We start from the raw sequence: 25319 nt of genomic DNA, 5'->3' as shown, positions 1-25319 counted from the left end.
GATGAGAGCGGTTAGCCAAACTTGATTGCCAGCACGTCTGCTGCGTGAGATTCATGCAGGTCGGTTTCTCCCAGGGCGTTACTGACTCCCCTGATAACGCTGCCGTCTCTCTTGACGATTTCATACGACCGGTTCGCTACGGGTTCATTGTCTGCGGGACGAATCAGCCGGAACTTGCGCCCCGTATCCCCTGAGTCGAACTGCGGTACTGCCCCATCAATCCCCTGCGGCCCTGGCGCATCAAAGTCGGCGGTATGCGCATGCACGCGCGTCGGTCCAAAGATATCCACGCACCCATCCGAGATGCGGATGCCGGCATTGCCACTCATGAAGGTGATACCGGTCTTGCCATTGAGCACGATGGTGCCGTCGGTGGTGGTAATCACCACATCCGTCTTGGCGTTGAGCGCCATGTTCTTGCTCTGCGCCTGTAGCACGAGCTGGCCTTGGTGGGCGGTGGCCTTCCAATCACCACTGTGGGCGAACTGGCTGATGCCAGTGCCAGCGTTGACAATGTATTGCTGACCTGCCGTGTGTTGCTGGTTGAGTTTGGAGATCGTGTCGACGTGCTTGCCGGCGTAGCTGGTCAGCGTCTCGGGTATGGCGAACGCCATGCCCGCCGGCGCGTAGGCGCCAATGATGGGTTGTCCACCTTGCCCCGGGGCGTCCTTATGGTTGTTGGCGCCAGCATCCCAGTCCTCGATGGCTTGGGTGAGCTTGGATTGCGGATCGGTGTCGCACTTGAGCGCTTCGTGCTGACTGCTGTAGTTGCCGAACGATTCGGCGGTCTCAAGCGCTGCTCGCATGCAGCGGATGAATTCCTCTCGCGTGAAGTGGCCACCCACGGCAGCGATTTGCCCTTCTGCGGTAAAGAACAGGCCCTTGGCGCCTCGCACACTGCCCCGCCCATCAGTACGCAGATCAAAACCTTCGCCACGCGGGTCTTTGCGCCCAGGCTGCCCCGGCACACCGGTCAAGTAGCCCAGGTTGAGCTGGGATGTCTGGTGGTCTGACGACAGTTGGGCCTGAATCTGCCCTTGGGTGTCATCCATCAGAAGATGGTTACGCCGCCGCCCGAAGAGTTCCTTGCTGGCAATGCCGGACAACGCATGCTGCGTCGGCAGCGCCCACGGCGGTGTGTTGAGCTGGTTGGGTACGCGACCAACGATGATCGGCGTGTTCGGATCGCCGTTCAGATAGTCGACCAGGACCTCCTGACCAATACGAGGAATTTGCATGGTGCCGAATTGATCGCCGGACCAGCCATTGGACACGCGGATCCAGGGCGAGGAATTCTCGTCGTGCTGGCCGTAGCGGTCCCATTCGAACTGGACTTTGACGCAGCCGTGGTCGTTGGTCCAAATCTCTTGGTTCTCGGGACCGGTGACGACGGCGCGCTGGATACCTTGAACGCGACGCTTGTGGGCGATCCGTTCTGGACGGAAGACTTCGTCCGTGGGGTGAGCTTCGAAGCTGACGCGGCAGGTGTATTGCTGGGTGCCGCCACTGTGGATGCCCACGTCTTCCAACATCAGGTCCGTGCTCACAATCAGGACTTCGCGGTTCAGCGCGTCATGGTCGTGATTGGTGATGTGGTAGGTGTTGCCGGCGGCGACGCCGCGCAGGTTGCCGACACCACGCATGCGTCGCCCCTTGGCGCGCCGCTCTTCCGTATGAATGCGAGCGTGCAAGTTGCCGACATCTCGGCTGTCATAGAGGCCGGGTTCGTATTCGTAGCGTTCGAACTCGGAAAACAGCGTGTCGCGCGGCAGGCTGTCACTGGTGGTGAGGTCGGCTTTGGGCTGGCGTGGGTCGTAATCCTTGAACGTAACCTTGCCGGTACGCAGACGGTTGATGGGCTCGAAACGTGTCAGGTGCTCCTGGTCGATCTTGAAACCTTGCGGGTAGATCGACAGCGCGTGATATGCCCCGCTGGGGAATTTGCGCCAGGCGCCGGATTCGGAGACGAGCACGAGCCGGTGGTGGCTGCCATCGTGTTCGAAGAAATAGCTGATACCCCATTCTTCGGTGAGACGTTGGATGAAGTGAGCGTCGGTCTCGCCGTGCTGGACTTCCCAGATGAGCTTGGGGAAGACACTGGTGTCCAGACGCTTGTCCACCGAATACGGGTAATCGGCCAGCACTTCGTCGAGGATGTCGATGACAGACTTGTTTTGGAACGCTTTGTAATCAGAGGTCTGACTGGCCAACCAAAGCCAGGGGCGCAAGGTGTAGCGGTAGAGACGATTGTTGTCCACGCCGCCGATCAGTTCGACGGCGGTGATCAGGCCGGTGATTTCTCGCATGCCCGCACCAACACCACCAAGCAGGCCGGTGCCCATGCCGTCCAGTTCGATGGACAAGGTCATCTCGTGGCCAATGGCAGCGTCTAGATCTGATTCGAGCATGGACTGATCGGCTGCCAACGAAACGGGGCGCAGATCCACTGTGTAGGTGAACAACTCGCTCAGCGCTTCGCGGCCCGAGACGCACACGAATTCCAACTGTGGCTGCCCCAGTAGGTCAGGGATCGCGTTGCTGCTCGCTTTGACTGTGCGGTGGTTGCCGATTTTGTTGGACATGCGTTCTGCTGCGCCCATCTCTGTGCTCCTCGTGCGTGACACGCCAATGTCGTAGCGACGTGCGGGGTGTTATGAGTGGCTATGACGGTAGCGCTCTTTGTCGTGAAATCGAATGAGAATGGCGCGCAACCGCGTCAAAAGTTGTCACACACCAAGGCTCAACTGACTCCCTCCGACACATCGATTCCATCCCAAACTGTTAGCGCTCGATATGCCTCTTCTGCAAAGTCCAGACACGTCCACAGGTATTCCGCCTGCCGCGTCTCGTCCATCGCACGAAATTGTTCGAATCCAGTCGCGTGCAGCATGCTCAAGAACGTTCGCAGCTTCGAAAGCTTGTCGAACAAATCAGCATGCGCTTGATAGCGGCGAATATCGGGGAGGGCTTGGGAATCCGTCATGGCGCGGTCTCCGTCGAGCTGAAGGAAACGCGCCACCCGTGGTGAACGGGTGGGCGAGCCTTGACAAGGTTGGAACCCGAGTAGCAACTCTCGATCGGCACGAAGCCGCCCCTGCCAAGCTCGCCCATAAGGGGAAGCGGCCACGGGAGAATGACGACAAGGACTTGTGCTCAGTCCTTGCCGGTTGCTACCGAGGGTTCCAGTCCTCGGCCGCTTTCTCTCATGGCACGAAAGCGGCACCGACAAGTCTAGTGGGCCGCTTCCTATTGAGGCAATACAGCACGGAACAAATCAGAATTTGGCTATGCATGCCCGTGCAGTGCTTTGTCCCGTGGAATTTGTGCGGTGGTGCACGAGGCGCGCATTATCGCGCAACGGCACCACACCTGCCCGAAATCAGCTGGTAGGCGCTGCTGCATGCAAAGGCTCGCATTCTCAAGGCGAAAAAAAAAACGGGGCCGCAGCCCCGTTCAACCCTCACCGGTCATGCCACCCGCTAGGGAACGAATGGCATGCTCCGATAAACCTTTCCGTTGTTGCTCAGCATGCGCTTCAGTTCGTCTTGGCGCCGCCTTCGAACCACTTGGCGATGATCGTGCGCTCGTCGTCGGTGATTTGCGTCACGTTGCCCAACGGCATCAGCTTCTGCTGGACGACCTGCTGGTAGACGAGCTGCGCATGCTTGCCCAGTTCGTCCGGCGTATCGAGCAACACGCCCTTGGCCGGTGAAGGCATCAGGGTAGGATGTGCCGAGTGACATTGGTAGCACCGCGCGGTAACGACTGCCTGTACTTTGGCGAAGTCCGAACCGCCGGCAGCTGCCGCAGTGGCCTGGCCTGCTGCAGCCGGTACCGAAGCGCCGCCTTCTGCCGCCGCTGCATGCGCCGTCGCCGCCGGGGCTTCTGCCACCGGGACTGCCGGACGCGACGCCGGAGCCAGCCACACCGCCACACCCAGCAGCACGGCCACACCCGCTGCCGGATAGCCCCAGTTGATCACGCCCTTGTGCTTCAGGATGAAGAACTGACGGATCAGCACGCCGGCCAGCATGATCAGCACCAGCACAACCCAGTTGTACTTGGCGGCGTACGTCATGCTGTAGTGGTTCGACAGCATCGCGAACAGCACCGGCAGCGTGAAGTACGTGTTGTGCACGCTGCGCTGCTTGCCGCGCTTGCCGTGGATCGGGTCCGGCTTTTCGCCAGCCTTGAGCGAGGCGACCACCTTGCGTTGCCCCGGGATGATCCAGAAGAACACGTTGGCGCTCATGATCGTTGCGATCATCGCGCCGATCAGCAGGAATGCCGCGCGGCCCGAGAACAGGTGGCACGCCGCAAACGCCGCAATCACCACATAGATCGCCACAAGAATGCCGACCACGCGGTCGTTCTTGCCGAACACACGGCAGATCGTGTCGTACACCAGCCAGCCGACCACCAGGAAGCCCAGCGCCAGCAGCACGGCTGTGGTCGCCGTCATGTCGAACACGCTGCGATCGATCATGTAGACGTTGGCGTTGAACAGGTACACCACCGTCAGCAGGGCGAAGCCCGACATCCAAGTCGAGTAAGACTCCCAGTAGAACCAGTGCAGATGATCGGGCAGTTGCTTCGGTGCGAGCAGGTACTTCTGCGGGTTGTAGAACCCGCCCCCGTGCACGGCCCACAGCTCGCCATCGACGCCCTTGTCCTTCAGGTCCGGTGCGGTCGGCTTGGTCAGGCTGTTATCGAGCCAGACAAAGTAGAACGACGAACCGATCCACGCGATCGCGACGATCACGTGCAGCCAACGCAAGAGCAAGTTGGCCCAGTCGAGGATATAGCCTTCCATGATGACTCCCTGCCCTGTTAGCTGCCGCGATAGGTCGAATACGACCACGGCGACACCAGCAGAGGCACGTGGTAGTGCGCACTGGTGTCGGCCACGCCAAAGCGCAGGGTCACCACGTCCAGGAACGCGGGATCGGGGAGTTTGACGCCGGCGGCGCGGTAGTACTCCCCCACGCCGAAGTCCAGCTCGTACACGCCGGCTTGCAGCGCTTCGCCTTCAAGCAGCGGCGCATCGCAACGGCCATCGTGATTGGTGCGGACCGACTTGATCGGTTGCCGCTGATTGTCGACAATTTTGAACAGTGCGATCGCCAGGTTTTGGCCCGGCGTGCCTGCAGCGGTGTCGAGCACATGGGTGGTCAAGCGTCCCATTTGTCTTCCTCTGTAGTTCGAATTTTCAGAAGCGCCGCTGCCTCCACTTGCACCTCGCACCAAACCCTTGTTTGACAAGGGCTGGCGTCGGGGCCCGCTCGGTACGTGCTGTGCACGCATCCCGGCGCGCGTCCAGCCGGTTTACGCCTGCCATCCATGTGGGGAGGGGCATGCCAAACCGGCAAAGCCGTCGCTGGTTCTGGGTCCGACGCCTTGCTCCTGCCGTGTCGCTAGACTCGGCTTGAAACAGGGATTTCCCTAGTTTGTCGGATTCCCGAACACATTTTGTTGACAATATTGAAGGCCGCCACGAATAATTGTCAACAGATTTTCGCAGTTGCTTATGCTGCGGCGCGTTACTCAAAGGCGGATCTGCCATGTCCAAGAATCTCAAGCTGGTCTCCACGGAAGCGACGTCGAAATCGGGCGTCAAGGCATCGGGGGCAACACGCATGTCGGTCGAAGAACGGATGTATCACGAGATCTACGACGCGATCATGGAGCACCGTCTGCCCCCGCGCACCAAGCTGACGGAGCATGCGCTGTGCGAAATCTATGCCACCGCGCGTCATACGGTGCGCAAGGTCTTCTCCCAACTGGCCGCTGACGGCCTGGTCGACCTGGAGCCGAATCGCGGCGCGTTCATCGCAGCGCCCTCCATCGACGAAGCCCACGCCATGTTCGAGCTGCGCCAGATCCTGGAGCGTGCGGTGCTCGACAAGGTCGGCCACAGCAGCAATCCCAAGGCAGCCATCGCCCCGCTGCTGGAACTCGTCAAACAGGAACGCCAGGCGTTTGTCACGCAGGATCGCCCGCGCTGGATTCGCCTGTCTGCGGAATTTCACGTGGCGCTGGCCGAGCAATCCGGGAATCCGCTGGTGGTCGAGATGATGCGTCGACTGGTGTCGCGCACCACTCTGATGATCGCCAGCGTCGAGGCGCCGGGCAACAACGCCTGCTCGTTTGACGAACACCTCGACATCCTCAATGCCCTGGAGCGCGGCGACGCCAGCGCTGCCCAGGCACACATGGCCCAGCACTTGCAATGCTGCGCCGATCGCGTGCGCCCCGAAGCGCCCGCTGATTTCGATCTGCGTTCGGTATTGGGCCCGCGCGGCGGGAAGGACAAAGTCTAGGACCGGTCTAGCTGTATGGGGCGAGCTGGCACGACAGAGGCCGGCCGCCCAAGAACCTGTCCACGATCCGTAGCGACTCGCCGAAGGTTGGCCCGAGAGACACTGCCCGACATCAGGACGGCACGTGTCACAAGGCCAGAACTGGGGCGCGCAGCAGGAATGTGGACAGGCTCCAAGCCGGACGTCGTCCGGCTTACCACCCAAAGGAGACCTTTATGGCAAGCAGCACCATCGCCGCCCCCACGGCGGATCTGACCAATGAGCGCGTGGCGTACGGACGCCTGCTCGCATTGGGTCTGCAACATGTATTGGTGATGTATGCAGGCACCGTGGCGGTGCCTCTGATTGTGGGCGGTGCACTGCATCTGCCCAAGGAGCAGCTCGCTTTCCTGATCAACGCGGACTTGTTTGCCGCTGGCCTTGCCACCCTCATCCAGGCCTTCGGCATTTGGAAGTTCGGCATTCGCATGCCGGTCATGATGGGTGTGACCTTCGCGTCGGTGGGCCCGATGATCGCCATCGGCACGGACCCGAGCATCGGCCTGCTCGGCATCTACGGCGCGGTGATCGCGGCGGGGTTGTTCGGCATCGTCGTCGCGCCGCTCATGGGGCGTGTGCTTGGACTCTTCCCGCCCGTCGTGACGGGCACCGTCATCACGCTGATCGGCATGTCGCTGATGGGCGTGGGCATCAACTGGGCTGCCGGCGGCCAGCCGACCATGAAAACCATGGTCGACGGCGTGCTCAAGACCGTGCCCAACCCGGCCTACGGCGACCTGAGCGGCCTTGGCATTGCGCTGGCTGTGCTCGTCATCATCCTGTTGCTGACGAAGTACGGCCGCGGCCTGATCGGCAACATTGCCGTGCTGCTGGGCATCGTGATCGGCACGTTCATCGCCATGGCATTCGGCAAGGTCAGCTTTGCCGGCATCACCGAAGCCGACTGGGTGGCCGGCATCACGCCGCTGCACTTCGGCATGCCGACCTTCCACTTCGGTGCCATCGCTTCGATGTGCATCGTGATGTTGATCACCCTGGTGGAATCGACCGGCATGTTCCTGGCACTGGCGGAAATCACCGGCAAGAAGCTCTCCACCGATGACCTCACGCGCGGCCTGCGCGCGGACGGCCTGGGCACCGTGATCGGCGGTGTGTTCAACACGTTCCCATACACGTCGTTCTCACAGAACGTTGGGTTGGTGACGGTCACGGGTGTGCGGTCGCGCTTCGTGGCAGCCATGGGCGGCGTGATTCTCATCGCGCTCGGCCTGTTCCCGAAGATGGCGCACATCGTGGCGTCGGTTCCTTCGTTCGTGCTGGGCGGGGCGGGCATCGTGATGTTCGGCATGGTGGCCGCCACGGGTGTGCGCATTCTCGGCTCGATCGATTTCAACAAGTACCGCCACAACCTCTTCATCGTGGCGATCGCGATCGGTTTCGGCATGATCCCGACGCTGGCCCCGACCTTCTTCCAGTACCTGCCGCATTGGCTGGAGCCCGTCACGCACAGCGGCATCGTGCTGGGCACGCTGGTCGCGGTCATCCTGAACCTGTACTACAACGGCATGCAGTCGACCGAGCACGCAATGCGCGACGCTGCCGCCAACACCCACGGCACGGAGTAATTGCATGAATGCCACTGTCGCGCACAACGACCCGCTTCTGATCGCCCGTCATGCGGACGTGCTGGTCACCATGGATGCGCAACGCCGGGAGATCGCCGACGGCGCCCTGGTTGCGCGCGGTGGCGTAATCGAATGGGTTGGCGCCACGGCCGATCTGCCGTCGCAGTACCGCGAGGCCATCGGGCAATCCAACGTACGCGTGATGGAACTGCGCGACCACGTGGTCACGCCGGGTTTCGTCAACACGCACCATCACATGTATCAAAGCCTGACGCGCGCCCTGCCCGCCGCGCAGGACGCCGAACTGTTCGGCTGGCTGACCAACCTGTACCCGGTGTGGGCCGGCCTCACGCCCGAGATGGTGCGCGTGTCTACGCTCACGGCGATGGCGGAACTGCTGCTGTCGGGCTGCACGACGTCCAGCGACCATCTCTATCTGTACCCCAACGGCAGCCGGCTCGATGATTCGATCGAAGCCGCACAGCAGATCGGCATGCGCTTTCACGCGGCGCGCGGCAGCATGAGCGTCGGCCGCAGCCAGGGCGGTTTGCCGCCGGACCGCGTGGTCGAAGGCGAAGAAGCCATCCTGAAGGAAACGCAGCGCCTGATCGAAACGTGGCACAACGCCGATCGCCATTCGATGCTGCGTGTGGTGGTGGCGCCGTGCTCGCCGTTCTCCGTCTCGCGCGACTTGATGCGCGAATCGGCCAAGCTCGCGCGCAGCTACGGTGTGTCGATGCACACCCACCTGGCCGAGAACGACAACGACATCGCTTACTCGCGCGAGAAGTTCGGCATGACGCCGGCCGAGTACGCGGAAGACCTCGGCTGGGTTGGCCGCGACGTGTGGCATGCGCACTGCGTGAAGCTCGACGCGCACGGCATCGACGTGTTTGCACGCACCGGCACCGGCGTTGCGCATTGCCCGTGCTCGAACATGCGGCTGGCGTCGGGCATTGCGCCCATCCGCACCATGCGCGATGCCGGCGTGCCGGTCGGGCTGGGCGTGGATGGCAGCGCGTCGAACGATGGCGCACACATGCTCGGCGAAACGCGCCAAGCCATGCTGCTCGCGCGTGTCGGCTTTGGCCCCGCGGCGATGAGCGCGCGCGAGGCGCTGGAGATCGCCACGCTCGGCGGCGCGCGTGTGCTCAACCGCGACGACATCGGCGCGCTTGCACCCGGCATGTCGGCCGACTTTGTCAGCTTCGATCGTCACCAGGTCGGTTTTGCCGGCGCCGACCACGACCCGGTCGCGGCGCTGGTGTTCTGCGCCCCGTCCAATGTGGCGCACAGCGTGATCAATGGGCACGTGGTCGTCGAAGACGGCCGCCTGACCACGCTGGAACTCGACGCCCATCTCACGGTTCACCGGAGGCTCGCGCTGGAACTCGCGCAGGCTGCCCGGGCAGTCCCGGCCTGACGCGGCGGCGCCTTGCCTCGTTCATGACGCCGCCGTGATGTCGTGAATTTGGAAAGCCGCATTCCACTGTCTGACCGGCGTTGTATGAAGACTCCTCGACATGAAAAAACCATGACAAACAATAACTATCCACGCGATCTCATCGGTTACGGCAAGAACCCGCCGAACGCCAATTGGCCGGGCGGCGCGCGCGTCGCCCTGCAGTTCGTCCTCAACTACGAGGAAGGCGGTGAAAACTGCGTGTTGCACGGCGATGCCGGCTCCGAGCAGTTCCTCTCTGAGATCATCGGCGCCGCGGCCTACCCGGCCCGCCACATGAGCATGGAGGGGATCTACGAATACGGATCGCGCGCGGGCGTGTGGCGCATCCTGCGCGAGTTTGAAAAGCGCGGCCTGCCGCTGACGATCTTCGGTGTGTCGATGGCCCTGCAGCGCCATCCGGACGTGACGCAAGCCTTTGTTGATCTGGGCCACGAAATCGCCTGCCACGGCTGGCGCTGGATCCACTACCAGAACATCGACGAAGCCACCGAGCGCGAGCACATGCGCACCGGCGTCGAGATCATCCGCGAGTTGACTGGCAATGCGCCGCTTGGCTGGTACACCGGCCGCGACAGCCCCAACACGCGGCGCCTGGTCGTCGAGCACGGCGGCTTTGCGTATGACGCCGACTACTACGGCGACGACCTCCCCTTCTGGACCGAAGTCGAAACCTCGTCCGGTGAGCACAAACCGCACCTGGTGGTGCCGTACACGCTCGACACCAACGACATGCGTTTTGCCAGCCCGCAAGGCTTCAACACGGCCGACCACTTCTACCAGTACCTGAAGGACGCCTTCGATGTGCTGTACGAGGAAGGCGATCCGAATGGCCTTGCGCAGCCGAAGATGCTGTCGATCGGCATGCACTGCCGCCTGCTGGGCCGCCCGGCGCGCTTCCGCGCGCTGCAGCGCTTCCTCGACTACGTGCAATCGCACGACAAGGTGTGGATCTGCCGGCGCATCGACATCGCGCAGCACTGGATCCAGAACCATCCGTATGCAAAGCAACCCGTTTTGAGCACCGCAGCATGAGCCAGACCACCTACACCCTCTCGCAACTCAACGGCATGGACGCACCGCAGTTCGTGCAAGTCCTCGGCGGCATCTACGAGCACTCGCCGTGGGTGGCCGAACAGGCCGCAACGCAGCGCCCGTTCGCTTCGGCCGAAGCGCTCGCGGCCGCCATGCGCAATGCCGTGGATACCGCCGGCATTGCGCCGCAGCTCAAGCTCGTGCGCGCTCACCCTGAGTTGGCGGGCAAGGCGGCCGTGCGCGGTGAACTGACCGCCGAGTCGACGCGCGAGCAAAGTGGTGCGGGCCTGAACCAGTGCTCGCCGGAAGAGTTTGCACGCCTGCAGGCCCTCAACGCGCAGTACAACGAGAAGTTCGGCTTTCCGTTCATCCTGGCGGTGCGCGGCTATGACCGCCACGGGATCATCGACAACTTCAGCAAGCGCGTGGAAAACGACCGCGATACCGAGCTGCGTGCATCGCTCGAACAGATTCATCGCATCGCGGGTTTCCGTCTGGCCGATTTGATCGCCGCCAACTGATTTCTCAGGTTCAGCAGCAAAAAACAACGCTGTGGGCGCGGTGTCATGGGGCATGGGACACCGTCCGGCATGGAGCCTGACCAGCCGGCCTGTGACCGCATCAAAGAATGCGGCGCAACCTGCAGTGACTTTCAACAACAAAGGAGGTAGCAATGCAGTCGAAATTCAAGCGTGGCATGGCCGCGCTGGCAGTGGCATCGGCACTGGGGGCAGCAAGTGCCGGTGCGCAGGCGCAATCGTCCGTCACGCTGTACGGCCAGGTGGATGCCTGGGCGGGCGCCACCAAGAGCCTGGGCGCATCGGACCGCGCCTGGGGCGTCAACTCGGGCGGTATGTCGACCTCGTACTGGGGCATGAAGGGCAGCGAAGATCTGGGCAATGGCTTGAAGGCGATCTTCACGCTGGAAGCGTTCTTCCGCCCGGACACCGGCAAGTACGGGCGCTTTGACGGCGATACGTTCTTCGCCCGGAACTCGTTCGTCGGCCTGCAATCGAGCACGTGGGGTTCGATCAAGCTCGGCCGCCTGACGCCGCCGTATTTCGTATCGACGATCCTGTTCAACCCGTTCATCGATTCGTACACGTTCTCGCCGATGGTGTTCCACACGTACCTCGGCAACGGCCTGCGCGGCCCCGGCGGTATCTCGGGTCTGGTGGGCGATTCGGGCTGGAACAACGCGATCATGTATTCGACGCCGGACTTCAACGGTCTGACCGCCAACTTCATCTACGGCGCGGGCGAGCAAGCCGGCCACAACGGCCAGAACAAGTGGGGCGGCAACTTCCTGTACTTCCATGGCAACTTCGCAGCCACGGCGGCTTTCCAGCAGGTGCGCTTCGACTCCGCCCCGGGTGACCTGAACGCACTGGTGGCAGGCTTCTCGCGTCAGACGGCTGCGCAGCTCGGTGCCACGTACGACTTTGGCGTGGTCAAGCTGTACGGCCAATACCAGTACATCAAGAACGCCATCAACTCCGGCGATGCGAAGAGCAACGGCGGCCAGCTGGGCGTATCGGTGCCGGTCGGCCCGGGCAGCATCCTCGCGTCGTACGCATACACCAAAACTTCGGGCGCGGCTGACGTGAAGCGCAACACGTGGGCGGTCGGTTACGACTATTCGCTGTCCAAGCGCACTGACGTGTACGCCGCGTACATGCGCGACAAGGTGACGAGCCTCAGCTCGGCAGACACCTTCGGCGTGGGCATCCGCGCGAAGTTCTAAGCAGTCGGCAGCAAAGAAAAACGGCGCCTGGACTTTCCCCAGGCGCCGTTTTCTTTTGGGCCGCCAACCTTCAGCGGCCCAACAGTTGGATCAACCAATCAACGCGTAGCCGACACGTCTGCCACCGCCAGCGCCGTCATGTTGACGATGCGGCGCGATGTGGCCGACGGGTTCAGGATGTGCACCGGCTTGGCCGCGCCCAGCAGGATCGGGCCCACCGTCACGCCCTGCCCGCCCGTGATCTTGAGCAGGTTGAACGCGATGTTGGCCGCGTCGAGCGACGGCATCACCAGCAGGTTCGCACTGCCGGAGAAGGCGCTCTTCGGCAGGAAGTGATGGCGGATGTCTTCCGACAACGCCGCGTCACCCTGGATCTCACCTTCCACCTGCAGGTCGGGCGCTTCCACCTTCAGCAGGTCATACGCAGCGCGCATGCGGCGGGCCGATGCGTTTTTCGACGAGCCGAACATCGAGTGCGACAGCATCGCCACCTTCGGCTCCTGGCCGAAACGGCGCACTTCTTCTGCCGCCAGCTTGGTGATGTCGGCCAGCTCTTCTGCGCTCGGCAGCTCGTTGACGAACGTATCGGTGATGAACAGCGTGTGCTTCTCCAGCATCAGGCCGTTCATGGCGGCGAACACCTTGGCGTTGGGAGCCAGGCCGATCACGTCGCGCACGTGTTCGAGGTGGGCATCAAAGCGGCCGACCGTGCCGCACAGCAGCGCATCGGCATCACCCAGGCGTACCAGCAGTGCACCGATCAGGGTGTTCGAGCGGCGCAGCGCCGACTTCGCCATGTCCGGCGTCACCCCGTTGCGGCCCATCAGCTCGTGGTAAGCGGTGTGGTACTGGTGATAGCGGCGGTCGTCTTCCGGATCGACCAGCTCGAAATGCACCCCCGGCTTCAGGCGCAGGCCGGCCTTCTGGATGCGCATTTCGATCACGTGCGGACGGCCGATCAGGATCGGCTTGGCGAGGCCTTCGTCCACCACCGTCTGCACGGCGCGCAGCACGCGCTCTTCTTCACCTTCGGCGTAGACGACGCGTTTCGGGTTGGCCTTGGCGGCCGAGAACACCGGGCGCATGGTCAGGCCCGTGTGGTACACGAAGTCGCTCAGCTGGGCGCGATAGGCATCCAGATCCTTGATCGGACGCGTGGCCACGCCGGATTCTTCCGCGGCCTTGGCGACGGCCGGTGCGATCTTCTCGATCAGGCGCGAATCGAACGGCTTCGGGATGATGTAATCCGGGCCGAAAGTCAGGTCCTGGCCCGCGTAAGCCTGCGCCACGGCGTCGTTCGTTTCGGCTTCTGCCAGCTCGGCAATGGCCTTCACGCATGCCAGCTTCATCTCTTCCGTGATCTTGGTGGCGCCGCAATCGAGCGCACCGCGGAAGATGTACGGGAAGCACAGCACGTTGTTGACCTGGTTCGGGTAGTCCGAGCGGCCCGTAGCGATGATGCAGTCCGGGCGCGCGGCCTTGGCGATTTCCGGGCGGATTTCCGGCTCGGGATTGGCCAGCGCCAGGATGATCGGCTTCGGCGCCATGGTCTTGACCATGTCGGCGGTCAGCACGCCGGCGGCCGAGCAACCGAGGAACACGTCTGCATCGCGCACGATGTCGGCCAGCGTACGGGCCGACGTGTCCTGCGCATAACGGGCCTTGTTCGGCTCCATCTTGGCGTCGCGGCCGGCGTAGATCACGCCCTTCGAATCGACCACGTAGACGTTCTCGCGCTTGACGCCCAGGCCGACCATCACGTCCAGGCAGGCAATGGCCGCAGCGCCCGCGCCCGACACGGCCACCTTCACGTTGCCGATGTCCTTGCCGACGACCTTCAGGCCGTTGAGCAGCGCCGCCGACGAGATGATCGCCGTGCCGTGCTGGTCATCGTGGAAGACGGGAATGTTCAGGCGGTCACGCAGCTTCTGCTCGATGTAGAAGCACTCCGGCGCCTTGATGTCTTCCAGGTTGATCCCTCCCAGCGTCGGCTCCAGCGAGGCGATGATGTCGACCAGCTTGTCCGGATCGCGCTCGGCCAGTTCGATATCGAACACATCCACGCCGGCAAATTTTTTGAACAGGCAGCCCTTGCCTTCCATCACGGGCTTGCTGGCCAGCGGGCCGATGTCGCCCAGACCCAGCACCGCAGTGCCGTTGGTGATCACGCCGACCAGGTTGCCGCGCGACGTGTACTCCGCCGCCAGCGACGGGTCTTGCTCGATCGCGGTACACGGATACGCCACGCCCGGCGAATACGCCAGCGAGAGGTCGCGCTGGTTGATCAGCGCCTTGGTCGGGCGAACCTCGATCTTGCCGCGCGTGGGGGCGCGGTGATATTCAAACGCCGCGCGGCGCAGTTCGGCCTCGGCGCCTTGGTCTTGGGAATCCGGCGAGGCGTCGTGAAGCTTGTCGTTCATAGCAATGCATCCTGATGGGGAGTTCCGCGGAGAGGCGCTCAGGCGCTCAGGCAGAAACTCCCTGAGACAAAGTGGCAAAAACCAGTGGGAACAGAGAGAAACCGGAGGCGAGGCCGCACGCGTTCTGGGGCACCGTCAGAAGGGTAGCGACGGAGCGGACGCAGCGCCGGCCAAGGGTGGCGGTCGGCGCGAGACGGGATGAGGTGACAACGCTCAAGCGGGGTACGGCTGGCGGCCTACAGATTAGGTCCCGCATTCTAACGTAGACCGCCGGCCAAAACCCACCCGGGCGCACTACTTAGGTGCCGGCCCGGATGCTGGTTTTGCCGCCGGTTTCACCGATGGATCAACCGGCAATTCCACGAGGATCGGCTGCGCATTCGGCGCCGGGAAATTGGCAAAAGCACTACGCACCAGATAGGGCATCACAGCCGTCAGTGAGCCATCCCCACCCTGCGTTTGCGCCGTCACCTGATAAACGCGCTGACCGGTGGCTGCCTCGTCAATTTCCACGTGATAGGTGTAGAACGGCACCTGGACGTTCGTGTCGACGTATTGCGGACCCCACGGGCCCCAGGGCCCCCAGGGACTGCGCCACGGCCCCCAAGGCCCGGGGCCCCAGTACGGATCCGGATACACGGGCTGACGCACCTGCACGAGCCGCGTGGCGGTCGAATAGTCCAGGCGGACCACGTAGCGGGCGCTGGCGCGCGGTACGCTGGTAAAACCGTGGGCGGCCAGTTGGTCCGACGTCCAGGCCTCGTAGGTCTGGCGCTCCAGGTCATTTTGCTGCGCTGCGGGGCGTTCGAAGGCATAGGTGCGCGGCGGGGTGTCGGTCCAGCCGGGTTGCCGGAACGCCGTCACCTGACTGGTGACCGTGCTGGCACAGCCCGCCAGGAGGCTGGCCGCCATCAACGCGCCGGCCGTCGGCCAGACGCCCGATGACTTGATCCATTTCCACATGAAAATCCCCCTACTCTCAATCAGACAGATGGCCGCGGGCCCCGGAAACAGGCTGCGCGCGGTCTGTTACTCAGAGTGACACCCAACGCGGAAGATTCCCGCCAAGGGGCTGAGTACAATGGCCTTTTGCGTACCTCTACGAGGATGTTACCGATGTTGCGCACCGATACCGCCGTCACGATTTACCGCAAGGACTACACCGCGCCCGCTTTCCGCATTGACGAAGTGGCCCTGGAGATCGATCTGGTGCCCGAGCGCACCCGTGTCGTCAACCGCATGCGCCTGACGCGCACGGATGCCGGCAAGCCGCTCGTGCTGGCAGGTGAAGGGCTGGAGCTGGCGGGCGCAACAGTCGACGGCAAGGCGCTGTCCGGCCTGCAGGCTTCCGGCGACACACTCACCATCGAAGCCGTACCGGCCGATGTTGGCGCCAGCTTCACGCTGGAACTCACCACGTACTGCAATCCCGCCGCGAACTCGTCGCTGATGGGTCTGTACGTTTCCAACGGCAATTTCTTCACGCAGTGCGAGGCAGAGGGCTTCCGCAAGATCACCTACTTCCTTGACCGCCCGGACGTGATGACCGTCTACACCGTCACGCTGCGCGCATCGAAAGCGGATTACCCGGTGCTGCTGTCCAACGGCAACCTCGTGTCGGAGCGCGACCTGCCGGACGGCCGCCACGAAGCGGTGTGGCACGACCCGTTCAAGAAGCCGTCGTACCTGTTCGCGCTGGTGGCAGGCAAGCTCAAGTGCATCGAGGAGCGCATTCAATCCGCATCGGGCAAGGAGAAACTGCTGCAGGTATGGGTCGAGCCGCATGACCTGGGCAAGACCCGCCACGCAATGGATTCGCTGATCCACTCCATCCACTGGGACGAGCGCCGCTTCGGCCTGGAGCTGGATCTCGACCGTTTCATGATCGTCGCCGTGGGCGACTTCAACATGGGCGCGATGGAAAACAAGGGCCTGAACATCTTCAACACGAAGTACGTGCTGGCCAATGCAGAGACCGCCACCGACGTTGACTTCGCCAACATCGAATCGGTGGTGGGCCACGAATACTTTCACAACTGGACGGGCAACCGCGTCACCTGCCGCGACTGGTTCCAGCTGAGCCTGAAAGAAGGCCTGACGGTGTTCCGCGATCAGGAATTCTCCGCCGACATGGCGGCACAAGCGGCCGCGCAAGCCGGCAATGAAGCCGCAGCCGCCAGCGCTCGCGCCGTCAAGCGCATCGAAGACGTGCGGCTGCTCCGCCAGGCGCAGTTTCCGGAAGATGCGGGCCCGATGGCCCACCCGGTGCGGCCCGACAGTTACGAAGAAATCAACAACTTCTACACCGTCACGGTGTACGAAAAAGGCGCCGAAGTCGTCCGCATGTACCAGACGCTGCTGGGCCGCGACGGCTTCCGCAAGGGCATGGACCTGTACTTCCAGCGCCACGATGGCCATGCCGTCACCTGCGACGATTTCCGCACCGCCATGGCCGATGCCAACGGCCGCGACCTCACGCAATTCGGCCGCTGGTACAGCCAGGCCGGCACGCCGCTCGTGGCAGTCGAAGGCCACCACGATGCCGCCACGCATACCTACACGCTCACGCTGCGCCAGCGCTGTGAGCCGGTCGGCATCGAAGTGAACAGCGGCATCCAGAAGCAACCGTTCCACATTCCGTTTGCGATCGGCCTGATCGACAAGAACGGCCGCGACTTGCCTCTGCGCTTGCGTGGCGAGCCCGCATCGCCCTCGCCCGTGACCACACGCGTGCTGGACTTCACGGAAACCAAGCAGACCTTCGTCTTCGAAGATGTGGCCGAAGCGCCGTTGCCCTCGCTGTTGCGCAATTTCTCGGCGCCGGTGATCGTGGAATACAGCTATACGACCGAGCAGCTTACGTTCCAGCTCGCGCACGACTCCGACCCGTTCAACCGCTGGGAGGCCGGCCAACGCCTGGCCACGGACACACTGCTGCGCATGGTGACGGACATCCAGCACGGCCGCGCGCCGCTGGTGGATCCGGCGCTGGTCGAAGCCCTGCGTGCCGTGGTCGCCGACACCTCGCTCGATCCGGCCTTCCGCGAGCAGATGCTGATCCTGCCCGCCGAAAGTTACCTGGCCGAATGCATGGACGTGGCCGACCCGGCTTCCATTCACACCGCCCGCCGCACGCTGCGCCGCACGCTTGCGGAGAAGCTCAACGCAGAGTTGCTGCGCGCCTATCAGGACAACCAAACCGAGGGGCCCTACTCGCCAGATGCGGTGTCTGCAGGCAAGCGTGCGCTCAAGAACATCGCCCTCGGTTATCTGGTGGAAACCGAAGCCCCTGAGGCGCTGGCCCTGGCCGAACGGCAATATGCCGGCGCCACCAACATGACCGACCGCATGGGCGCCCTCTCCGCCATGGTGAACAGCTACGCCCCTGGCCGCGAAGGGGCGCTGGCCGATTTCTACACGAGATTTGCCGACGATGCCCTCGTCATCGACAAGTGGTTCTCGCTGCAAGCCATGCAGCCGGGCGCCTTCGGCAAGCCAACGCTGGAAACCGTTCGAGCCCTGATGACTCATCCGGCCTTTACGCTGCGCAATCCGAACCGCGCGCGCTCGCTGATCTTCAGCTTCTGCTCGGGCAACCCAGCGCAGTTCCACGCCGCCGATGGGTCGGGCTATGCGTTCTGGGCCGAGCAGGTGCTGGCGCTCGACGCCATCAACCCGCAGGTCTCTGCCCGCCTGGCCCGCGCGCTGGACCGCTGGCGCAAGTACGTGCCCGCGCTGCGCGACGCCATGCAGGACGCGCTCAAGCGCGTGGCGGCACATCCGAGCCTCTCGCGCGATGTGCGCGAGATCGTTGGCAAGGCGCTGGCCTGAATGTCACCGCTTGTATCGTAAAATCGCGCCCGTCTCAGGAGAACCCATGAAGCGCATCAACCTCACCCGCTACCTGATCGAAGAGCAGCGCGAGCACAACACCATCCCGGCCGAGCTGCGCCTGCTGCTCGAAGTCGTGGCGCGCGCCTGCAAGGCGATCTCGCACAGCGTCAACAAGGGGGCCCTTGCCGGCGTGCTCGGCTCGGCCGGCACCGGCAACGTGCAAGGCGAAACCCAGCAGAAGCTGGACGTGATCGCCAACGAAGTCCTGCTCGAAGCCAACGAATACGGCGGCAACCTGGCCGCCATGGCCTCGGAAGAAATGGAATCGTTCTACGAGATTCCGCACCGCTATCCGAAGGGCGAATACCTGCTGCTGTTCGATCCGCTCGACGGCTCGTCCAACATCGACGTGAACGTATCGATCGGCACGATCTTCTCGGTGCTGCACATGCCCCAAGCGGGCCAGGCTGTGACCGAAGCCGATTTCTTGCAGCCTGGGGCAAAGCAGGTTGCCGCCGGTTACGCCGTGTACGGCCCGCAGACCACGCTGGTGCTGACGGTTGGCAATGGCGTGCACATGTTCACGCTCGACCGCGAAGTCGGCAGCTTCGTGCTGACCAGCCGCGACGTGAAGATTCCGGTCGACACGAAGGAATTCGCCATCAACATGTCGAACATGCGCCACTGGGCCCCACCCGTGCGCCGCTACATCGACGAGTGCCTGGCCGGCACCGAAGGCCCGCGCGGTAAGGACTTCAACATGCGCTGGATCGCCTCGATGGTGGCTGACGTGCATCGCATCCTCACGCGCGGCGGCATCTTCATGTACCCGTGGGACAAGCGCGAGCCGGGCAAGGCCGGCAAGCTGCGCCTGATGTACGAGGCCAATCCGATGGCCTTCCTGGTGGAACAGGCCGGCGGCGCGGCCACCAACGGCGAGCAACGCATTCTGGATATCCAGCCCGAACAGCTGCACCAGCGTGTGGCGGTCGTCCTCGGGTCGAAGAACGAGGTGGATCGCGTCACGCAATATCACCTCGAGGCCAAGAAGACGGCGTAACGAGACCATGTGAGGTTGTTGTTCCAGCGGTTCTTGCAGAGCGACAAAAAGTTCTGTTAGAATCGCTGTTTCCGACGCCGCTGTAGCTCAGTCGGTAGAGCAGCGCATTCGTAATGCGAAGGTCACCAGTTCGATTCCGGTCAGCGGCACCAGAATAAAAAAGCCCAGTCTTCAACGACTGGGCTTTTTGCTTTGCGCCTCCGAAACGAGACAAGCCAAATCACGCCGCCGGAATACGCAGCTTCTGCCCCGGATAAATCTTGTCCGGATTCGACAGCATCGGCTTGTTGGCCTCGAAGATGGCGGGGTACTTGTTGGCATCGCCGTAGAACTTCTTGGCGATGGCCGACAGCGTATCGCCGCGCTCCACCGTGTGCCATTGCGATTCTTCCGACTCGGTGTTGACCGACATCTGGTCATCCACCGACTTGATGCCTTCGACGTTGCCGCAACACAGGATGATTTTCTCGCGCGTGGCTTGATCGGGGGCGACGCCAAACACCTTGGCTGCATCGCCTTCCACCTGCACCGACAGCGCCGTGGCGCTCAGGCCCTGCTGTGCGATGTAGTCCTGAATGGCTTGGCCCTTGGCATCGTCGGCCGCCTTGGCGGCGTCGGCATCCGCCGACGCATCGGCCGGCGCGGCTGCAGCGCTGCCGTGGAAGAGCTTCTCGCCAGCCTCTTTGATGAAGTCAAAAAAACCCATAACGACCTCCATAAGTACACAACGGGGAACGGGGAAAGTGGAGACGCCCACTGCGGGGCTCGTCCGTCGCGGCAGTGTAGCCGCTCACCAACGGTGTCTCCATGACAGCCGCGCTCAATTGCAAACTTTGCGCCTCATGCAGGCGCCAATGCGGCGCTTCGCCCACTTTCAATGCTGCATTGCAACAAACTCACTGGCACACTGTCCTACCAATACCGAAACCCCTTGCGACCTCTTGGAGAGCACGCGCACCATCGTCCTCATCCGAGCAACTTTGCCTCCGCCATGCACCGTAATTGGATGAAATCCTTCACCCGCCTGGTCGACGCCCTGACCACACCGGGCTTTGGCCGCCAGTCATGGCCGCCTAAACCGGTTAAGCCGCTCAAGCCAACCACACGCGGCGAGAGCCCGCGCCGCGTACGCCCCACGCCCACCCAGGGCACCTTCGTCCGCGAACAGTTCATCTACGAACCCGAGTCGCCCGCCGTGGTGGCGCGCCGGCCGGAATACTGCCTCTACACACCGCCCACACGCGGCAGCAAGCTCCCGGCACTGATGGTGATGCTGCATGGCTGCAAGCAGTCGGCCGAAGTCCTGGCGCATGGCACGCGCATGAACGCGCTGGCCGACCGTGAAGGCTTTATCGTGCTGTATCCGGAGCAGCCGCGCCGCGCGCATCCGCAATGCTGCTGGCACTGGTATGACCCGGAGCATGCTGGCGCGCGCGAGGCCGACGGCATTGCCCAACTGATCGAACAAACCCTGGCACAAACTGGCGCAGACCCCTCGCGCGTATATCTGGCAGGGTTGTCGGCCGGCGCGGGATTGGCCGGCCTGATGGCATTGCGTCATCCGAAGTTGTTTGCCGCGTTGGCGCTACATTCGGGCCCGGCCTTGGGCGTGGCACGCTCGCCGGCGTCTGCATTGAACCTGATGCGCCGCGGGGCACGCGTCGACGCCGTCGATGCACTCTCCAGCGTGGTAAATGTAGCCGCCTATCCCGGCATGCCAACGATGCTGTTGCACGGTCTGCGCGATGAGGCCGTCAACCCCACCAACCAAGCGCAGTTAGCCGCGCAGTTCCGCGCGCTGAATCATCTGGGCGATGGGCGCAACGTCTCACGCGAAACCACGCGCGGCGAGGGCTATGTCCTGCGCAACGACATACGCGACGGCGAATGCATCGTCAGCCTGTGCCAACTCACCGCCACGGGCCACGCCTGGAGCGGCGGCGACCCGCGCTACGCCTTCCACACGCCGGGCCCGGACGCGACCTGGCTGTGGTGGCAATTCGCACGCCGGCACATTCGCGATACAGCGCTCGCGGCGTAAGCGGACATTAGAGATCGATCGACTGCTGCACGGCGTTGCGCCCCAGCAATTCATCGATCAAGCCATAGCCGCGCGTGAGCCCGGCGTCTTCGGCGGATTCACGCGTGGGCAGCGGGCGCTCGTCATGCGAATGGGCGACGAGCGTTTCGACGGCCGTCGGGTCCGCGCCGGACTCGCAGATGCGCACGACAAAATCCCACTGCGTGGGTCCCTGCCCGCTCTTGTCCGATTTGCGCTCAGCACGCGGAATGGCCAGTACGTAGACGTCAAAGTCTTTGTACAGCTCGGTGCGCCAATTCGATTCCATTGTCATGTGGTCTCCCGGAAGGCGCCGCGGCCTCTCTTTCAGCGGTTGCGGCGTCGACAGACTTGCCTGCAAAAAAACAGGCCGGTACATGACCGGCCTGTCGTCGCATCATCAGCATTCGCCCTTGCGCGCATGGCCCGGGGGGCAGTGGTAGCGGTCGTCGCGGTCGCGGCGGCCGTGATCCCAGTCGCGATCCCGATCACGGCCACGCCAGCGGCCGTCGTCGCCGCGGTCCCAGCCACCGTCATGCATCTGCCAGCCGTGCGGACCCTGCTCCCAACGCGGCTCGCGCCAGTGGTAACCCGGGCGGCCGTGTTCACGATAGCCACGACGCCAGACATAGCGGCCATCGCGCCATTGCCAGTAACCCGGCACCCATACGTAGCCCGGCGGCAAGACCGGCACCGGCTCATACTGGGGCGGTGGCGGCGCATAGCTCGGACCGATCTGCACACCGATCGACACCTGCGCCTGCGCCGGCAAGGCGATCGAACCTGCCACACCGGCAGCGGCCAGGCATGCGGCGAGAATCCACGCGCTCCTCTTCATGTGAGGGCCTCCTTTCTACAGCAGTCGAGCTTAAGTGCATCGTAGCATCGCGTTCCGCCCCCGCCTCTAGGGTGTTACGTGGCGTTACCACCGTTACCTGGGATCAGAGATGTGTTCAGGTTTGCGTGACGTTGTGGCCGGTCCTCGCCGAGCCACGCGCAAAAAGCCTGCACCACTTCGACACCGAGATTGCGCGCAGGGCTGTACCAGTAGTAGCTGCGCGCGCCCAGCGCGAGATTGGGGAACGGTGCCACAAGACGCCCCTCCTCGAGATCATCCGTGATGAGCGCCGATGGCCCCATCGCGACACCCAACCCATCGATGGCGGCTTGAATGGACAGATAGAAATGCTCGAACGTGAGCGCATGCGCAGGCCGCAGGTTTGGTACGCCGGCCAGCACCAGCCAGCTTGGCCACACGGAGGGCAACGTGTCCGAATGCAGCAGCGTGTGATGCCGCAACTCCGACGGCGTCGACAACGGCAAGCGCTCCAGCAACACAGGGCTGCACACCGGAAAGCGGCTCTCGTCCAGAAAGCGCCCCGATTGAAACCCCGCATGAATCTCCGGCCCGCCACGAATGATCACGTCGAAATGATCGGGCAAGTCCTCGATCTCTTCGATGGAGGTGGTCAACCGCACCTCCACGCGCGGAAAGCGCATCTGGAACGTGGAGAGCCGCGGAATCAGCCAGCGCATGGTGAACGTCGGGATGCTGTTCACGCGGAGGATGCGCACCGCGTCGCGGTCGCGCAGCGCCTGGCTGGACGTGCTGATGCGGTCAAGTGCTACGCCAATCTCCGACAGGTAGCGCTGGCCCGCATCAGTCAGTTCCACCCGCCGATTCAGCCTGCGAAAGAGCGACACCCCGAGCCACGCCTCGAGTGCCTGAACCTGGCGGCTGATCGCGCCATGCGTGACGTTCAGCTCGTCGCCCGCACGCGTGAAACTCAGATGGCGCGCCGCCGATTCAAAGGCGCGCACGGCATTCAGAGGAGGCAGCTTGCGCATATCGCGTGAGTTTTTCGCACAGATCAGGTCAGTATATATCGATTGTTGATCACACTTCGTGGCGCTACGCTGGCGCCTTCTGGCTCTTGCCGACACTACATCGGGTGAGAAAAATCGACCCGATCCTCACTTCGCGCACCACGTCATCGTGACCCCCGCCGTTATCGCCCTGGTTCTCTGCGCCGCCCTGCTCCACGCTTCATGGAATGCACTGCTGAAAAGCGGCGCGGACCGCCTGCGCGCTATCACGCTGATGACACTGGCTTCCGGCGTGGCAGCACTACCGATGGCGATTGCATTGCCATTGCCCGCACCGGCCGCGTGGCCGTATGTGGCGCTGTCCGCGGTACTGCACGTCGGCTACAACGTGTTCCTCGCGCGCGCGTATCGGTTTGGCGAGTTCGGCCAGGTGTACCCGATTGCGCGCGGCTCATCACCGCTGCTCGTAACGGTGGGCGCCGCGCTCTTCGCGGGCGAAATGCCTGGCGTGATTGCACTCACGGGCGTAGTGCTGGTGAGCGGCGGCATTCTCAGTCTGGCGCGCGGCCGGAAGGCCGATCTTGGCTCGACGCTGGCGGCACTCACCACCGGCGTATTCATCGCGTGCTACACGGTGTGCGACGGCATCGGCGCGCGCGTCGCCGGCAATGCGAATGCGTACTCGGCATGGTTGTTCATGCTCGACGGCCTGCCGATGGTGCTGCTCTATCGCGTGTGGAAAGGCCCGTTGAACATCGGCCTGCGCGACGTCAACACACTCAAGACGTTTGGCGGCGGCGTGGTCTCCCTTGTCGCCTACGGCATCGTCATCTGGGCCGTGACGCTCGCGCCGATGGGGCCGGTGTCGGCCCTGCGCGAAACGTCGGTCGTGTTTGCTGCGCTGCTCGGCCGACTGTTCCTGAAAGAATCGCTCACCGCACGGCGCGTGTCGGCCTGCTCGGTCATCGCCTTTGGCGCTTACTGCCTGGGGCACCCGGCCTGAGTACAACACTCAGGCTGAGCGCGGCGGATATTTGACCTCGAGAATATCGATCTGCTCGACACCCGTGGGCGTGCGCAGCGGCACCGTGTCGCCCTCGCGCGCCTTGATGAGCGCGCGCGCGATCGGCGAGATCCAGCTCACGTGCCCAATGTCCAGGTCGACCTCATCCATGCCGACGATGGTGATGGTGGTCTCTTCACCGCGCTGGTTGGCGTAGGTGACGGTCGCACCAAAGAAGATCTGATCGTTGTCGCCCTGCAAACTGGCGTCGACAACCTCCGCCTTTTCGATGCGACGCGTGAGAAAGCGGATGCGGCGATCGATCTCGCGCAGACGCTTCTTGCCGTACAGGTAGTCGCCGTTTTCCGAGCGATCGCCATTGGATGCGGCCCACGACACGATGCCGACCACCTCAGGCCGCTCGGTGTCGATCAGGTGCATCAGTTCGCTACGCAAGCGCTCGTAGCCCGCAGGCGTGATGTAGTTCTTGGAACCGGGGGGCAAGGGCGCGGCGCCCTCGGGCAGATCGTCTTCGTCATCGCCGGAATCTTCCCGGACGAAAGCCTTGTTCATGATGGAAGCCACGGTCGATCAAGGCTCCATTATAGAAAGTCGGGCCCTCTCCAAGAAAAAGTGAAGAAGGGGGTTCACAAGGCGGAAAATCTCTGTATAATCTCATTTCTCGGTTGCGGCTGTAGCTCAGTTGGATAGAGTACTTGGCTACGAACCAAGGGGTCGTGGGTTCGAATCCTGCCAGCCGCGCCAACCTAATACGAGAACAAAAAGGGCTTCCAGAAACGGAAGCCCTTTTCTTTTGTCCGCATCGAGCGTCGCTGACGACGCAGGCAGCGTCACAGCGCTTGCACATGCTACCGGCGGGCCGCAAACAAAAAAGGCGAAGCCCTCCGGCCTCGCCCTTTTTTTGCGTGG

The 25319-nt window shown here is 63.2% G+C and carries 21 protein-coding genes and 2 tRNA genes; 12 read left to right on the top strand and 11 right to left on the bottom strand.

The window, feature by feature from the left end:
- Positions 1-11: 11 nt before the first annotated feature.
- The 4 genes from AAHM38_RS13400 to uraH all read right to left on the bottom strand — a co-directional run bounded on the left by AAHM38_RS13400 (position 12) and on the right by uraH (position 5184).
- Positions 12-2600, bottom strand: a complete 2589-nt coding sequence (locus AAHM38_RS13400; RefSeq protein ID WP_116576543.1) for a type VI secretion system Vgr family protein — start codon at positions 2598-2600, stop codon at positions 12-14.
- A 140-nt stretch (positions 2601-2740) separates the two neighbouring features.
- Positions 2741-2983 carry a hypothetical protein gene (locus AAHM38_RS13395; RefSeq protein WP_012762336.1) on the bottom strand — a complete coding sequence of 81 codons (243 nt, stop codon included), beginning with the start codon at positions 2981-2983 and terminating at the stop codon, positions 2741-2743.
- Positions 2984-3535: 552 nt separating this feature from the next.
- Positions 3536-4813, bottom strand: a complete 1278-nt coding sequence (locus AAHM38_RS13390) for a urate hydroxylase PuuD (protein ID WP_116576544.1) — start codon at positions 4811-4813, stop codon at positions 3536-3538.
- Between the two features lie 17 nt (positions 4814-4830).
- Complete coding sequence (uraH, locus tag AAHM38_RS13385) at positions 4831-5184, bottom strand: hydroxyisourate hydrolase (protein ID WP_116576545.1); 354 nt, start codon at positions 5182-5184, stop codon at positions 4831-4833.
- Between the two features lie 377 nt (positions 5185-5561).
- On the opposite strand from uraH, the gene AAHM38_RS13380 reads away from it, so the two are divergent.
- The 6 genes from AAHM38_RS13380 (at position 5562) to AAHM38_RS13355 (ending at position 12186) form a co-directional block, all read left to right on the top strand.
- Complete coding sequence (locus tag AAHM38_RS13380) at positions 5562-6320, top strand: GntR family transcriptional regulator (protein ID WP_116576546.1); 759 nt, start codon at positions 5562-5564, stop codon at positions 6318-6320.
- A 215-nt stretch (positions 6321-6535) separates the two neighbouring features.
- On the top strand, positions 6536-7945 hold the full coding sequence (locus AAHM38_RS13375; protein WP_116576547.1) for a nucleobase:cation symporter-2 family protein: 1410 nt from the start codon (positions 6536-6538) through the stop codon (positions 7943-7945).
- A 4-nt stretch (positions 7946-7949) separates the two neighbouring features.
- A complete protein-coding gene (locus AAHM38_RS13370) occupies positions 7950-9368 on the top strand; it encodes an 8-oxoguanine deaminase (protein WP_012762340.1) in 1419 nt (472 codons plus the stop codon).
- A gap of 111 nt (positions 9369-9479) precedes the next feature.
- Positions 9480-10442 carry an allantoinase PuuE gene (gene puuE / locus AAHM38_RS13365; protein WP_116576548.1) on the top strand — a complete coding sequence of 321 codons (963 nt, stop codon included), beginning with the start codon at positions 9480-9482 and terminating at the stop codon, positions 10440-10442.
- Positions 10439-10963, top strand: coding sequence for a 2-oxo-4-hydroxy-4-carboxy-5-ureidoimidazoline decarboxylase (uraD, locus tag AAHM38_RS13360; protein ID WP_116576549.1), 525 nt, complete (start codon positions 10439-10441; stop codon positions 10961-10963). Before puuE ends, uraD begins: the two co-directional genes overlap by 4 nt.
- Positions 10964-11115: 152 nt before the next feature.
- A complete protein-coding gene (locus AAHM38_RS13355; protein ID WP_116576550.1) occupies positions 11116-12186 on the top strand; it encodes a porin in 1071 nt (356 codons plus the stop codon).
- A gap of 98 nt (positions 12187-12284) precedes the next feature.
- Here the strand turns inward: AAHM38_RS13355 and AAHM38_RS13350 are convergent, their stop codons facing one another.
- On the bottom strand, positions 12285-14606 hold the full coding sequence (locus AAHM38_RS13350) for an NADP-dependent malic enzyme (protein ID WP_116576551.1): 2322 nt from the start codon (positions 14604-14606) through the stop codon (positions 12285-12287).
- A 294-nt stretch (positions 14607-14900) separates the two neighbouring features.
- Entirely contained in the window at positions 14901-15569 is a 669-nt protein-coding gene (locus AAHM38_RS13345; protein WP_116576552.1) for a DUF4136 domain-containing protein, read from the bottom strand.
- A gap of 153 nt (positions 15570-15722) precedes the next feature.
- Here AAHM38_RS13345 and pepN point away from each other — a divergent pair, with 153 nt between their 5' ends.
- The 3 genes from pepN to AAHM38_RS13330 all read left to right on the top strand — a co-directional run bounded on the left by pepN (position 15723) and on the right by AAHM38_RS13330 (position 19652).
- Positions 15723-18437 (top strand): aminopeptidase N, encoded by a 2715-nt coding sequence (gene pepN / locus AAHM38_RS13340; protein ID WP_116576553.1) that lies wholly within the window; start codon positions 15723-15725, stop codon positions 18435-18437.
- Between the two features lie 46 nt (positions 18438-18483).
- Positions 18484-19500, top strand: a complete 1017-nt coding sequence (locus tag AAHM38_RS13335) for a class 1 fructose-bisphosphatase (RefSeq protein WP_012762347.1) — start codon at positions 18484-18486, stop codon at positions 19498-19500.
- Between the two features lie 76 nt (positions 19501-19576).
- Positions 19577-19652, top strand: a tRNA-Thr gene (locus tag AAHM38_RS13330).
- 68 nt (positions 19653-19720) lie between these two features.
- Here the strand turns inward: AAHM38_RS13330 and lysM are convergent.
- A complete protein-coding gene (gene lysM, locus AAHM38_RS13325; RefSeq protein WP_009241111.1) occupies positions 19721-20206 on the bottom strand; it encodes a peptidoglycan-binding protein LysM in 486 nt (161 codons plus the stop codon).
- A 300-nt stretch (positions 20207-20506) separates the two neighbouring features.
- Between lysM and AAHM38_RS13320 the strand changes: the two genes are divergently transcribed.
- A complete protein-coding gene (locus tag AAHM38_RS13320; protein WP_116576554.1) occupies positions 20507-21541 on the top strand; it encodes an extracellular catalytic domain type 1 short-chain-length polyhydroxyalkanoate depolymerase in 1035 nt (344 codons plus the stop codon).
- A 7-nt stretch (positions 21542-21548) separates the two neighbouring features.
- Here AAHM38_RS13320 and AAHM38_RS13315 read toward each other — a convergent pair whose 3' ends face one another.
- The 3 genes from AAHM38_RS13315 to gcvA form a co-directional block, all read right to left on the bottom strand.
- Positions 21549-21854: a hypothetical protein gene (locus AAHM38_RS13315; protein ID WP_012762350.1), complete on the bottom strand. Its 306-nt coding sequence runs from the start codon at positions 21852-21854 to the stop codon at positions 21549-21551.
- A 105-nt stretch (positions 21855-21959) separates the two neighbouring features.
- Positions 21960-22397, bottom strand: coding sequence for a YXWGXW repeat-containing protein (locus AAHM38_RS13310; RefSeq protein ID WP_012762351.1), 438 nt, complete (start codon positions 22395-22397; stop codon positions 21960-21962).
- Between the two features lie 74 nt (positions 22398-22471).
- Positions 22472-23407, bottom strand: a complete 936-nt coding sequence (gene gcvA, locus AAHM38_RS13305) for a transcriptional regulator GcvA (RefSeq protein WP_116576555.1) — start codon at positions 23405-23407, stop codon at positions 22472-22474.
- A 148-nt stretch (positions 23408-23555) separates the two neighbouring features.
- Between gcvA and AAHM38_RS13300 the strand changes: the two genes are divergently transcribed.
- On the top strand, positions 23556-24389 hold the full coding sequence (locus AAHM38_RS13300) for a DMT family transporter (protein WP_012762353.1): 834 nt from the start codon (positions 23556-23558) through the stop codon (positions 24387-24389).
- A 9-nt stretch (positions 24390-24398) separates the two neighbouring features.
- On the opposite strand, the gene greB is transcribed toward AAHM38_RS13300, so the two are convergent.
- Positions 24399-24962, bottom strand: a complete 564-nt coding sequence (gene greB, locus AAHM38_RS13295) for a transcription elongation factor GreB (RefSeq protein WP_065858958.1) — start codon at positions 24960-24962, stop codon at positions 24399-24401.
- Positions 24963-25077: 115 nt separating this feature from the next.
- On the opposite strand from greB, the gene AAHM38_RS13290 reads away from it, so the two are divergent.
- A tRNA-Arg gene (locus AAHM38_RS13290) sits at positions 25078-25154 on the top strand.
- The last annotated feature ends 165 nt before the right edge of the window (positions 25155-25319 follow it).

It is taken from the genome of Ralstonia sp. OTU4908, assembly GCF_038440115.1.
Lineage (GTDB): Bacteria > Pseudomonadota > Gammaproteobacteria > Burkholderiales > Burkholderiaceae > Ralstonia > Ralstonia pickettii.
The sequence above is the reverse complement of the archived record's forward strand: the minus strand, read 5'-3'. Positions and strand labels throughout refer to the sequence as shown.

Bases quoted from the DNA above. Each gene is read 5' to 3' on its own strand.
- AAHM38_RS13400 (WP_116576543.1), bottom strand. From the start codon at position 2,600: ATGGGCGCAGCAGAACGCATGTCCAACAAAATCGGCAACCACCGCACA.
- AAHM38_RS13395 (WP_012762336.1), bottom strand. From the start codon at position 2,983: ATGACGGATTCCCAAGCCCTCCCCGATATTCGCCGCTATCAAGCGCAT.
- AAHM38_RS13390 (WP_116576544.1), bottom strand. From the start codon at position 4,813: ATGGAAGGCTATATCCTCGACTGGGCCAACTTGCTCTTGCGTTGGCTG.
- uraH (WP_116576545.1), bottom strand. From the start codon at position 5,184: ATGGGACGCTTGACCACCCATGTGCTCGACACCGCTGCAGGCACGCCG.
- AAHM38_RS13380 (WP_116576546.1), top strand. From the start codon at position 5,562: ATGTCCAAGAATCTCAAGCTGGTCTCCACGGAAGCGACGTCGAAATCG.
- AAHM38_RS13375 (WP_116576547.1), top strand. From the start codon at position 6,536: ATGGCAAGCAGCACCATCGCCGCCCCCACGGCGGATCTGACCAATGAG.
- AAHM38_RS13370 (WP_012762340.1), top strand. From the start codon at position 7,950: ATGAATGCCACTGTCGCGCACAACGACCCGCTTCTGATCGCCCGTCAT.
- puuE (WP_116576548.1), top strand. From the start codon at position 9,480: ATGACAAACAATAACTATCCACGCGATCTCATCGGTTACGGCAAGAAC.
- uraD (WP_116576549.1), top strand. From the start codon at position 10,439: ATGAGCCAGACCACCTACACCCTCTCGCAACTCAACGGCATGGACGCA.
- AAHM38_RS13355 (WP_116576550.1), top strand. From the start codon at position 11,116: ATGCAGTCGAAATTCAAGCGTGGCATGGCCGCGCTGGCAGTGGCATCG.
- AAHM38_RS13350 (WP_116576551.1), bottom strand. From the start codon at position 14,606: ATGAACGACAAGCTTCACGACGCCTCGCCGGATTCCCAAGACCAAGGC.
- AAHM38_RS13345 (WP_116576552.1), bottom strand. From the start codon at position 15,569: ATGTGGAAATGGATCAAGTCATCGGGCGTCTGGCCGACGGCCGGCGCG.
- pepN (WP_116576553.1), top strand. From the start codon at position 15,723: ATGTTGCGCACCGATACCGCCGTCACGATTTACCGCAAGGACTACACC.
- AAHM38_RS13335 (WP_012762347.1), top strand. From the start codon at position 18,484: ATGAAGCGCATCAACCTCACCCGCTACCTGATCGAAGAGCAGCGCGAG.
- lysM (WP_009241111.1), bottom strand. From the start codon at position 20,206: ATGGGTTTTTTTGACTTCATCAAAGAGGCTGGCGAGAAGCTCTTCCAC.
- AAHM38_RS13320 (WP_116576554.1), top strand. From the start codon at position 20,507: ATGAAATCCTTCACCCGCCTGGTCGACGCCCTGACCACACCGGGCTTT.
- AAHM38_RS13315 (WP_012762350.1), bottom strand. From the start codon at position 21,854: ATGACAATGGAATCGAATTGGCGCACCGAGCTGTACAAAGACTTTGAC.
- AAHM38_RS13310 (WP_012762351.1), bottom strand. From the start codon at position 22,397: ATGAAGAGGAGCGCGTGGATTCTCGCCGCATGCCTGGCCGCTGCCGGT.
- gcvA (WP_116576555.1), bottom strand. From the start codon at position 23,407: ATGCGCAAGCTGCCTCCTCTGAATGCCGTGCGCGCCTTTGAATCGGCG.
- greB (WP_065858958.1), bottom strand. From the start codon at position 24,962: ATGAACAAGGCTTTCGTCCGGGAAGATTCCGGCGATGACGAAGACGAT.